We start from the raw sequence: 11,754 nt of genomic DNA on the forward strand, positions 1-11,754 counted from the left end.
GAGCCGGAAGCGGAACGCGCCGGAAAACGGAAGGCCCCGGAACGGAAAGGTCCCCGGGCCCCGAGAGACTCGGGACCCGGGGACTCCTCCGGAGGGACTGACGGGCTCCGGAGGGGCTGGGCGGGTGTCCGGAGGGCCTGCCGGCCCCTCGGGAGAGGCCGGCAGGAGACTCCGGGAGGACTAGCGGGTGAAGGCCTGGAACTCGGCCGCGCGCAGGTGGTCCCTGGCGGGGCTGGCGGTGGCGCAGTCGGTGGCGGAGTTGGGGTCGGCGTCCTGCTCGCCGGCGTAGACCGGGTTGCCGGTGCACTGGGTGGAGATGGCCCGCAGGGTCAGGTGGGTCGCGGTGGTCGTGGGGATCTTGAAGGACTCGATGAGCAGGTCGGCGCCGCGAGGACGCGGCCTGCGCGTGTCGAAGGCGTTGGGCGGGCTGGTGTAGACGACCGAGAAGGACGCGGGCGAGGAGCAGTCCTTCCTGGTGGCGTCGCAGGCCAGGACCTCGAAGGCGCGCAGGGCGCTGAAGCGGTTCTGGGTGCCGGGGTCGGCCGGGTCGGTGGCGGCGGGGGGCCTGAGCATGGCGCTGACCTGCACGCGGCGGATCTTCTCCGGCTTGGTCCCGGCCAGGTCCACGGTGACGGCCTTGCCCTTGACCGGGCCGGTGAGCGAGGCCCAGTTCGTGGCCTCCGTCTCGTCGATCAGCTTGGCCTGGTTGACGCCGTCGCCGGTCGCGGTGGCGCCCAGCGCCGCCGAGGCGAGGTTCTTCGGGATCGCGAGCGGCAGCGGCAGCTTCAGGCCGGGCAGCACCGCGAACTTCACCCGGGTGTGCCCGAACCCGTTGCCCGCGACCACGAAGTCGTAGATCCCCGGGGTCATCTCGACGGTGTCGCCGAGCTCGGTCGCCGGGTCGGTGTCGGCCACCGGCACGACGCGGCCCTCGTAGTCGCCGACGTACAGCCGCAGCGCGGCGTCCTTGGCCTCGAGCAGCGGCTTGAGCTGGATCTTCCCGTTCTTGCCGGCCGGGTCGACGAAGCTCGGCGTCGGGTCGGGGTCGTTGGCCCCGGCGCTCGCCGCGCCCTCGCCGAGGCCGTGCTCGGCGAACGCGCGCCACATGATGGCCTGGTTCGCGCCGCCGAAGCGGATGGCGTCGGCCGCGAGCAGCGCGTCGCGGTGGTCGACGTAGCTGACCGCGCCGGAGGCCATCAGCAGCAGCGCGTCGAAGGAGACCTGCGCCCAGCGGCGGTTGCCGGGGCACTCCCCGAGCGGGGTCTTGCCGTCGGCGCACGCCTTCTGCTTGGCCGGGGTGCCCTGGCCGTACTTCTGGACGAAGGCCCTGCGCACGTCGTACTGGGTCGCCGACCAGATCTCACCGTCGGCGTGCACCTGCTGGCCGACGATGTCGTACGCGATGTCGCTGTAGTTCAGCGGGGATTTGGACATGTCGTAGTTGCGGATGCCCGCCTTCTTGTCGCCGGTGACGTAGCCGCCGGTGACGTACGGGGTGTCGCCCGCGGGGCGGAAGCCGTACTCGGAGAGGTACTCCATCGCGAACAGGTCGGAGGTGCTCTCGTTCATCGCCCCGGCCTGGGCGCCGCTCCACCCGGCGTTCGGGCCGCCGATCATGCGGCCGGAGATCGCGTGCGTGTACTCGTGCCCGATCACCGACATGTCGTAGTCGCCGTCCACACAGGGCGAGTAGAACGCGCCCGCGATCGGCTGCCACATGTACATGTTGGTGATGGGCGCGATCCCGTCGGGGCCGGTGATCTGGTTGGCGTTGTCGCGCACGCTGAGCACCCGGGCGCCCGCCTGGGCGTTGCCCTGCTCGGGGTCGCCGCCGAGGCCGCCGCGCTCGCCGTTGTCGTTCTGCATGTTCCAGGCGGTCTCGGTGAAGCCGAGCCGGTAGGACCAGTCGTGCATGCGGTTGTGCATGACGTGCAGGTTGGAGATGGCGGCTTCGAGGTCGGCCTCGCCGGGCTGGTCGAGGACGGCCGGGTCGCACTTGGCCGTGTACCACTTGTTGGTCCACGGGTAGACGTACTCGCGGTTCGGCGTGGCCACGTTGCTGCGGGTGCCGACGGAGAACGCGTCGCCGCTGGCGCGGTTCTCCACGGTCTTGGCGGCGTTGCCGACGCTCGTGTTCGTCGGGGTGTCCGTGGCGTGGTCGACGTCCCACGCCTTGCCGGTGGCCGGGTCGGCCCCGACCAGGTCGCAGCCGGGTCCGGCCGTGGCGCACCACGTCGCGCGGGTGTCGGTGGAGGAGTAGTCGGCCGGCGGATTGGCCGGGAACGCCTCCCAGCGGGGGTCGTCCGGCGCGCTGTGGTGGTCCACCAGGTTCTCGCGGGTCAGGATCTCGCCGCTGACCGCGTCCACGTGCGTCGTGTACGCGGCGGGCTCGCCCTCGCCGCCGCCGATCAGGGTGATCTGGAACGCGTTGTGCGTCCCGTCGGGCGCGGGCACCGCCGTGGCGGTGGCCTTCTTGACGGTGGCCGTGGCCAGGTCGATCCCGCCGTCCCTGGCCGCGATCTCCAGCGCCTGCTGCTCGGTGAGCCTGGCGGCGGGAGGCGCCTCGGAGGAGCGCGAGAGGGTCGAGGTGACGTGGAGGACCTTGCCGCCCTTCACGCCGACCACGACCTGACCGTCCACGCCCGCGGGCAGGCCGCCGAACCTCTGCCGCAGGAGTACGGCGTACCCGTCGCCGATGGGGTTGGCGGCGATCTTCTCCAGCGCGTCCACGGCCTCGCCGGAGAGGCCGAAGAGGCTCTCGTTCGCCTTGAGGTAGGCCCGCGCGGCCCGCTCGGGGTCGGCGTCCAGGCCCTCGGCGAGGGGGGCGGAGCCGGTGACGACGGCCGGGGTGCCGAGAGCGTTCCACCGGATCGTCGCGGCGCTCGCCGTCGCCGACCTGGAGAGGGAGGTGGGGGGTGCGACGCTGCCGCGCCGGTTGTCCAGGTCGGGCTTGGCGCCGTGTTCGGCCTGGAAGTCGTGGACCTTGGGGGGCCGGCCGCCGGGTTCGCCCTGGGCGACCCCCGGCAGGGGAATGACGAGCGCCGCGGTGGCGGCGGCGATGACGGTAACGCGTGACCAGGGTTTGGTCGACACCGATCCTCCTGCGAAAGATGGCCGTCGCCGGCCATGCACACGCGGATCACGTGTGTTGCGCAAGAGGTAACACCGATTCAAGTGTCATGACAAGATCTTGTAAAGGTGTATATGTCGGTGTTATAGGGCGGTCTGGACCGTGCAAACGGCTGCGCCCCCGGCGGTCGGGCCGGGGGCGCGGGCTCTGGGGCTCGCCGGGTCGCGAGGGGGTCAGGAGAAGGGGATCCAGGCCTGGTCGGCCAGGTCCTTCATGTCGCTGACCTTGAGGCCGAGGTCGGAGACCGTCCACAGGCTGTCGCCGATGACGACCGAGCGGCGGATGCCCGGGTCGTACGAGGCCACCCGGGTGTTCTCCGCGGGCTTGGGCCTGGGGTGGGTGATCGTGCCGGTCCTGGTGACCGCGGAATCATCGATCTTGAGGACCAGGGCGGTCCCGTTGCTCTGCTCGGTCCCCGTCCACGAGCTCACCGGGATGACCGCCATCCCCGTCCTGGCCCAGTACAGGAAGGCGTGCGGGTCCCACTCCGCCTCCGAGCCGGAGTCCTTCTGGAACATCTGGGACAGGCGGCGGGGGTTGGCCGGGTCGCCGACGTCGAACAGCGAGACCTGGGTGCCGAGCGTGCGGCCCTGCTCGCTAGCCTCCTGGCCCACGCCGATCAGCCGCCCGTCGCCCGCCGGGTGCAGGTACGCCGAGTAGCCGGTGATCTTCAGCTCGCCCGTCATCCTCGGTGCCGCCGGGTCGCGCAGGTCGAGCGTGTAGAGCGGGTCCACCTGCCTGAACGTCACCACGTAGCCGACGGGACCGATGAAGCGGACCGAGTAGATCCGCTCGCCCTGTCCGAGCCCGCCGACCTCGCCGGTCTTGGCCAGGGTGCCGGCGTCGAGCACGTAGACGGCGCTGGAGGTGTCCGGCGCGGCTTCCGGGGAGCCGGTCGAGGCGTCCCGCGCGGCGGTCGAGGTGGTGGCGACCCGCAGGTGCCCCTCGTGCTCCGACAGGGAGTACTGGTTGAGCAGCCTGCCGGAGACCTTGCCCGAGGCGACGTAGCGGGGTGCCCCGGCCGCGGTGATGTCGAACCGGTGGATCTCGGTCTCCTCCGGCGGCGGCTCCGGGGCCGCCGTCGCGGTCGGTGTCGCGGTCGGCGTCGGGGTGGTGGACGGTTCGGGGAGGAGGGTCGGGGCGGGCTCGGCGGCCGGTGTCGCCGGGGCGTCCTCGACGATCACCCGGTCGACCGGGCGGGGCCACCACCAGTGCGGGTTGCTGGCCACGTACAGGCTGGTGCCCGTCCCGTAGACGGTGTCGCCGTCGGCCGCGACGCCGATCGGGGCCGTCTCGGCGAGCGCCTGCGACAGGTCGAGGCTGTGCACGGTCAGCATCGACGTCCCGCTGTACTCCGCGGGGTGGCTGACCTGCCCGCAGTCGACCTTGCGGTCCGAGGTCGTGCCGTCCGCGGACGTCAGCTCGTACTTCGGCAGCCACGCCTCGATCGGCGCCCTGGCGACGATCTCCGCGTTGCGCCGGGTGCGCTCGTCGTCCGACAGTCCTTGGGTCCCGGTGTCGGGGAACTCGATCCGCGGCTGGCTGCGGACCACGATCCGCACGGTCGAGCCGACCATCCTGGCGTCCACGTGGGCGCCTTCGGGGGTGAGCGCGCCGATCACCTCCGGCTTCCCCGACAGGTCGACGAGGACGTAGCGCGGTCCCGGGCTCGCCGCGCGCTTGGCCGTCGCGCCGTACGGGATGATCCCGCCGCCGGAGAACAGCACCAGCGCCCGGTCGCCGCTGACCAGCAGGTCGGCCGGGGCCCACGCCTGCTCGGCGTCCACGAGCCTGAGCGTGCCGGTGACCTTCCTGGTCGCGGTGTCCACCACCCGCAGCACGCCGCGGTTCACGGTGATCACCCGGTCGCCGTCGGTCTTCACCAGGTCGGGCTCGTCGACCCCGGCCTCGTGCGTGTTCGTGGTGGAGTGCTCGGGCGCGCCGGACGCGCGCTTGGCGGAGCCGGCGTCCGCCGTCGTCTCCGCGTACATGACGACCGGGCCGCCGATGCCCCAGGGGCCGACGTTCCTCGCCGTCGCCGCGCGCAGGCCGGCCAGCATGTCGTCGCAGCCGCCGTAGGAGACGAGCTTGACGTTCCCCAGATCGACCGGCGCCGTCGTACGGCCCGCGGCGGTCCTCGTCTCCGTCGGGGTGCACGCCGTGGCGAGCAGGGCGGCGGCGAGGGCGACCGCGCCGGCCGTACGAATCGATGTCCTCATGCCCCTACGACGGATCGGGAGGACGCGTGGTTCAACACCTCGCTACCCGCCGGTAGCCACGGCACGCCTCCCACGATTACCCTGCGAACATGGCCGTTCCCCCTGAAATGACACGGGCCGAGATGACACGGGTCCTCGCTCCCCGCATGATCGAACGCGTCGTGCGGCACGTGACCTCCGACGGCAAGACGCGGGAGATCACGGCGCCGTTCACCGGCGAGGTCCTCGCCGAGATGCCCGTCTCCACCGCCGACGACGTCCGCTCCGCCCATGCCGTGGCGCGGGAGGCACAGCGGGCGTGGGCGGCCCGGCCCGCGCGGGAGCGTGCCGAGCCCTTCCTGCGGCTGCACGACGCCATCCTCGACCGCCGCGAGGAGATCCTCGACGTGGTCCAGTGGGAGACCGGCAAGGCCCGCAGGCACGCCTTCGAGGAGGTCCTCGACGTCGCCGGCTGCACCCTCTACCACGCGCGGCGGGCCCCCGGCCTGCTGGAGCCGAGGAGGCGCGCCGGGATCCTGCCCGTCGCCACCAGGACGGTCGAGACCCGCCAGCCCCGGGGGACGGTGGCCCTGATCTCGCCGTGGAACTACCCCCTCTCGCTCGGCGTCACCGACGCCGTCCCCGCGCTGCTCGCCGGGAACGCCGTGGTCCACAAGCCCGACACCCAGACCGCGCTGTCCACGCTGTGGACGATCGACCTGCTGGTCTCCCTCGGCATGCCCAGGGAGATCTGGCAGGTCGTCCTCGGCGACCCCGCGGAGGTGGGCGAGGCGCTGCTCGACGGCGCCGACTACGTGGCGTTCACCGGCTCCACCCGGGCCGGCCGGAAGATCGCCGAGGAGGCGGCCCGGCGGCTGATCGGCTGCTCGCTGGAGCTCGGCGGCAAGAACCCGATGCTCGTGCTCGACGACGCCGACCTGGACGCGGCGACCCAGGGCGCGCTGCGCGCCTGCTTCACCAACGCCGGGCAGCTGTGCCTGTCCGTCGAGCGGCTCTACGTCCACGACTCCGTGCACGACGCCTTCCTGGAGCGGTTCGTCCGGCAGGTCGGGAACATGAGGCTCGGCGCCGGGCTCGACTGGAACGTGCAGATGGGCTCGCTCTCGTCCCAGAGGCAGCTGGAGGCGGTCGCCGCCCACGTGGACGACGCCGTCGCGAAGGGCGCCCGGGTCCTCGCCGGGGGGCGGGCCCGCCCCGACCTCGGCCCGCTGTTCTACGAGCCCACCGTCCTGGCCGACGTCGACGAGAGCATGGACATGTGCCGGGCCGAGACCTTCGGCCCCGTCGTCGCGATCTACCGCTTCGGCGACGACGACGAGGCGGTCGAGCGGGCCAACGACACCGCGTACGGCCTCAACGCCTCCGTGTGGACCCGCGACGTGCCGCGCGGGCGGGCGCTGGCCTCCCGGATCAGGGCGGGCTCGGTCAACATCAACGAGGGGTACGGCTCCGCCTACGCCTCCTACGACGCGCCCATGGGCGGCATGAAGTCCTCGGGCCTGGGCCGCCGCCACGGGGCCGAGGGGCTGCTGAAGTACACCGAGGGGCAGACCGTCTCCAGCCAGGCGTCCTGGCTGGGCTTCGAGCCGATCCTCGGCATGGCGTACGAGAAGTACGCCGACACCCTCGCGACCGCCTTCAAGGTCATGAAGACGCTCCACCTGAAGTGAGGGGCTCCGGGGCCGCCGGGAGGTCGTCGAGGTCACCGAGGGCCGCCGGGGTTGGCGAAGGTCGTTCGAAGGGAGCCGCCGTGTTCGACTACGACGTGCTGGTGATCGGATCGGGGTTCGGCGGGAGCGTCTCTGCGCTGCGGCTGACGGAGAAGGGCTACCGGGTCGCCGTCCTGGAGGCCGGACGCCGCTTCGACGAGACCACGCTCCCCAGGACCTCCTGGCGGGTCCGCGACTTCCTGTGGGCCCCGGCGCTGGGCCTGAAGGGCATCCAGCGCATCCACGTGCTCAGGGGCGAGAAGGGCACCGGAGTGATGGTCCTGGCGGGCGCCGGGGTCGGCGGGGGCTCCCTGGTCTACGCCAACACCCTCTACGAGCCGCCGGGCGCGTTCTTCCAGGACGCCCAGTGGTCGTCCATCACCGACTGGAAGGCCGAGCTGGCCCCGTACTACGACCAGGCCTCGCGCATGCTGGGCGTGACGCTCAACCCGACGGTCACCCCGGCCGACGAGGTGGTGCGCGCGGTCGCCGAGCGGATGGGCGTGGGCGACACCTTCCACCTGGCGCCGGTCGGCGTCTTCTTCGGCACCCCGGGCGTGGAGGTGGACGACCCCTACTTCGGCGGCGCGGGGCCGCGCCGCAGGGGCTGCACCGAGTGCGGCGAGTGCATGACGGGCTGCCGCCACGGGGCCAAGAACATGCTGATCAAGAACTACCTCTACCTGGCGGAGAGGGCAGGGGCCAGGGTCCTCTCCGAGACCACGGTCACCTCGGTCGTCCCGGTGGACGGCGGCTACCGGGTCGAGACGCGCGGGACGGGCGCGCCCTGGCGCCGCCGCGCGCTCACCGCCGAGCACGTGGTCTTCGCGGCGGGGACATACGGCACCCAGCGCCTGCTGCACCGGCTCAAGGCCGCGGGCACGCTGCCCCGGCTCTCCGACCGCCTGGGCACCCTCACCAGGACCAACTCCGAGGCGCTGCTCGGGTTCGAGCGCCTGTCGGTCGAGGGGGAGAAGCTCAACCGGGGGGTGGCGATCACCTCCTCGATCCACCCCGACGCCCGCACACACATCGAGCCGGTCCGCTACGGAGACGGTTCCAACGCGATGGGCATGCTCCGCACCCTGCTCGTCGACGGCGGCGGCGCCCCGCGCTGGCTGAGGTTCCTCGGTGAGGCCCTGCGCGCGCCCCACCGGGTGGCGAGGCTGTTCGACCACCGCCGCTGGTCCGAACGCGGCATCATCGCGCTGGTCATGCAGGCGAAGGACAACTCGATCACCCTGTCCGCGCGCCGGGGGCCGTTCGGCCTGAGGCTGCGCTCGGGACGGGGCCACGGCGAGCCCAACCCCACCTGGCTGCCCGCCGGTCACGAGTTCGTCCGGCACGCGGCCGAGGAGGTCGGCGGCATCCCCGCGGGCTCCTGGCTCGACCTGTTCGACATCCCGGCCACCGCCCACTTCCTGGGCGGATGCGTCATCGGCGCCGATCGCGACACCGGGGTGATCGACCCCTACCACCGCGTCCACGGCCACGAGGGCCTGCACGTCGTCGACGGCTCCGCGGTCTCCGCCAACCCGGGCGTCAACCCCTCCCTCACCATCACCGCCCAGGCCGAGCGGGCGATGGCGCTGTGGCCCAACCGGGGCGAGCCGGACCCGCGCCCCGCCCCGGGCTCCCCGTACGCACGCCTCGCGCCCGTCGCCCCCAAGAACCCCGCCGTCCCGGCCGCCGCTCCCGGGGCCCTGCGGCTGCCCATCGTGGAGATCACCTGACGGGAGGCGCCGGGTTCCGCCGTGGGGTCGATTACGGCGAGGTCGCCGCTCTTTCGACGGGCGTCGTGCTGTCCGGGACGGTAGGGGGCACACCGGCCCGGTCCTCGCCTTCGCTCCCCATGGCCGGGGATCCTTCACCGCTGCCGTCAATGTCCGGATGCCCGACCGGCGCGGCGGCCGAATATGTCCTGAGATCTCATATCGCTACAAACCTCATACCACCAGGCCAGGCTCCAGAGGACATGGTAATCCTGTGCTGGCATCTGTTGAGAGGGCGTCATAGGCTGTTACGTGCAGGTTCTGTGCACCAAGATGTAGATGACAGTGCGGAAAGCCCTGTCTCGGTAGGAGGTCTACGGTGCTTATCCGTTTCCGGCTGGCCAACCACCGGTCCATCCGCAATGAGTATGAGCTGTCTCTGATCGCAACTGAGTTCGATGAGAGTGCAGGACGCAGGACTGGCCTCAAACACCGGGGACGAGATGTTTCAGCGCAACCCGTAGCGGGTGTGTTCGGAGCCAACGCGTCGGGGAAGTCGAACCTGCTCAGCGGTTTCCAGCTCATGCGCGACGCGGTGCGAGACTCTTTCGCCGACTGGGCCAAGACGCCGGAGGTGGTTCCCCGGCAGCCCTTCAAGCTCGATCCCGCCTCTCGCGAGGAGACGACCCTGTTCGAGGTGGATCTTGCCCTGGGGAGGGATCCCGTCCGCTACACCTATGGTTTCGAGCTGTCGGATGAGCGGGTGGAGGCGGAGTGGCTTCACTCATACCCGCATGGCCGCCGCAACGTCTGGTTCGACCGGGAGGCGGGCCGTCCTGAGTCGGAGGGAGGGGAGTTCGTCTTCAGGGGAGAGGGCTTCAGGGGAGAACGGGATCCGCTGGTCAGGTTGACCCGCCCCAACGCCCTGTTCCTGTCCGTCGGTGCGACCCTCAACGATCCCCAGCTGTCGGCGGTGCACAGGTGGTTCCTCAACAACCTGTGGCTGGTGACACCGGGCAGAGATCTCAATGCCCGAGTGGACTGGACCAAGCGGCTCCTCATGCGCTCGGATCAGGAGGAGAGCTACCACCAGCGGATCACGCGGTTGCTGCAGTCGGCCGATTTGGGGGTCACCCGCCTTGATACGGACCCTGAGACCGGCGAGATCAGATTGTGGCATCGCACACCGAATGGTGGAGAGACGGCGTTGGACTTTCGCACGGAAGAGTCCCTGGGCACCCATGCCTGGTTCGCCTTTCTCGGGCCCATGCTCACCGTGCTGGATCAGGGATCGGTCCTGCTGGTGGACGAGCTGGATTCGAGCCTGCACCCCACGCTCGCGGCCGAGGTCGTACGGGTCTTCCAGGACCCCGCGTCCAACCCGCGCGGCGCACAACTGATCTTCACGACGCATGACGCGACCTTGCTGGGCAGCGAGGTGCTCGACAGGCCGCTCAACCGTGATCAGGTGTGGATCACGGTGAAGCAACGCTCAGGAGAGACCGAGCTGTACCCGCTGACAGAGGCCAAGCCACGTAAGGAGGAGAACCTGGAACGCGGTTACCTACGTGGCCGCTACGGCGGAGTGCCTCGGGTCACCGCCGGAAAAATCGTCCGTGAACTGTCCAGGCAAGAGGCGAAGGCGACGGCGTGAGCAAGCGGGCGGGGAAAGAGCGGGAACCGGGAAGGCGGAGAAGACGCGGGAGTCTGGAAGACGAGCGTCCGCTGGCTCCGAGACTCGGCTCGCATTCGCGTGAGGTACGGGTGCTGTACGTGGCCTGCGAGGGCGAATCCACCGAACCGGACTACCTGGACTACCTGAACGACCAGTTCGGGGACGGCGGAGGTCAGGGTCGGCAATCGTTCCGAATCCAGCTCGTCCCCCGCAGGGATGGAAGGACGCCTTCGGGGATCGTCGAAGCCGTACGGAAAGTCGCGGGTGAGGATGAGGCATGGGCGCTCTTCGACCGTGATCGGTGGAATGACATCCCACAGGCGGTCAAGGCCGCCGCCGAGTCCAGGGTCGAGCTCGCGTTCTCGCACCCGTCGTTCGACCTGTGGTTACTGCTGCACTTCCAGATGTTCGGAGGGGCACAGAGTGGCAGCGGCAAGATCGTGGTTGAGAAGCTGCGGCAGGCCAGGGGCGCGGACGCCTTCAAGGACTATGGCAGGAAGGGGGAGAAGAGCATCAAGGGCGCCCGGCGCGATGCCCTGAAAGGACGGGAGGGCAAGGCGGTGGCGCATGCCCGAAGTCTGGTGGCCTCCTGCGCTCAGGGGTTCTGCGAGCCCGATCGTGCGAAGATCGGGCCAGTCGACCTCAAGGCCGAACCGGAGTCTCCTCAAGCGTGGGCGGCCCGTTCCGGACATGCCCTGGAGTGTCAGGTCCTCCAGCGTGATCCGTCCACCGACGTGTGGCGGCTGTTGGCCACGCTGGGTATCGACGGGCGGAAGCCCGGCAAAGGCGCGCCGGCGGAGATGGCTCCCTTCATTGTTGATTTGTCGTGAACTCGACCAGGATCCCAGTGTGCCGCCGCCCCCGGGGCCCTGCGGCTGCCCATCGTCGGCATCACCTGAGGGGGTGGCGGGGCAAGGGCTGCGCGGCATGACTGGGTTCCGACCATAGGGCTGGCAACCGGATGTCAGCCGTACCCTCGCTCTCACTCAACAGGACACAAAGGCCACACAGGTCAGCGCCGATGGCCGATGGCGACGGCCAGCGTCTGCACACCGGCCACCCGAGGATGTTGGTCGATCAGGGTCACCGCCATCGCGCGGATGCTGGGCCGGGCGCGGACTTCGTCGGCCGATTGTCGGAAGGCGTTCAACAAGGCAGTCGCGGTCTGTTCGGGTTTGCCCCATTGCCACCATGCTCGTGCCAGGTCGGTGTACAGGCGTCCGCGTCGTTCAGGGGGGCTCGCCCCGAAGTGTGGACACCGGTTGTTATGCGGCGAGCAGCACCCTATCGATGGTCTGCTACTCGTAGT

General features: G+C 70.6%; 7 protein-coding genes. 4 read left to right on the forward strand and 3 right to left on the reverse strand.

All coding sequences use genetic code 11. The annotated features are described in order from the left end of the window. Nucleotides 1–180: 180 nt before the first annotated feature. The gene (locus tag ACTOQ1_RS28250; protein ID WP_440071008.1) at nucleotides 181–3,093 is read right to left on the reverse strand and encodes a M36 family metallopeptidase; all 2,913 of its coding nucleotides are present in this window, start codon (nucleotides 3,091–3,093) and stop codon (nucleotides 181–183) included. 210 nt (nucleotides 3,094–3,303) lie between these two features. Further along, on the reverse strand, nucleotides 3,304–5,349 hold the full coding sequence (locus ACTOQ1_RS28255) for a beta-propeller domain-containing protein (RefSeq protein WP_440071009.1): 2,046 nt from the start codon (nucleotides 5,347–5,349) through the stop codon (nucleotides 3,304–3,306). A gap of 146 nt (nucleotides 5,350–5,495) precedes the next feature. Here ACTOQ1_RS28255 and ACTOQ1_RS28260 point away from each other — a divergent pair, with 146 nt between their 5' ends. The 4 genes from ACTOQ1_RS28260 to ACTOQ1_RS28275 all read left to right on the forward strand — a co-directional run bounded on the left by ACTOQ1_RS28260 (nucleotide 5,496) and on the right by ACTOQ1_RS28275 (nucleotide 11,275). Further along, the gene (locus ACTOQ1_RS28260) at nucleotides 5,496–7,019 is read left to right on the forward strand and encodes a succinic semialdehyde dehydrogenase (RefSeq protein ID WP_440071010.1); all 1,524 of its coding nucleotides are present in this window, start codon (nucleotides 5,496–5,498) and stop codon (nucleotides 7,017–7,019) included. 80 nt (nucleotides 7,020–7,099) lie between these two features. Beyond that, complete coding sequence (locus tag ACTOQ1_RS28265) at nucleotides 7,100–8,791, forward strand: GMC oxidoreductase (protein WP_440071011.1); 1,692 nt, start codon at nucleotides 7,100–7,102, stop codon at nucleotides 8,789–8,791. A 358-nt stretch (nucleotides 8,792–9,149) separates the two neighbouring features. Further along, nucleotides 9,150–10,424 carry an AAA family ATPase gene (locus ACTOQ1_RS28270; protein ID WP_440071012.1) on the forward strand — a complete coding sequence of 425 codons (1,275 nt, stop codon included), beginning with the start codon at nucleotides 9,150–9,152 and terminating at the stop codon, nucleotides 10,422–10,424. A gap of 110 nt (nucleotides 10,425–10,534) precedes the next feature. Further along, nucleotides 10,535–11,275: an RloB family protein gene (locus tag ACTOQ1_RS28275; protein WP_440071013.1), complete on the forward strand. Its 741-nt coding sequence runs from the start codon at nucleotides 10,535–10,537 to the stop codon at nucleotides 11,273–11,275. A 182-nt stretch (nucleotides 11,276–11,457) separates the two neighbouring features. Here ACTOQ1_RS28275 and ACTOQ1_RS28280 read toward each other — a convergent pair. Then, a partial coding sequence (locus ACTOQ1_RS28280; RefSeq protein ID WP_440071014.1) for a hypothetical protein occupies nucleotides 11,458–11,754 on the reverse strand: 297 nt, incomplete at its 5' end.

This window comes from Streptosporangium sp. OZ121, assembly GCF_051918885.1.
Taxonomy (GTDB): domain Bacteria; phylum Actinomycetota; class Actinomycetes; order Streptosporangiales; family Streptosporangiaceae; genus Streptosporangium.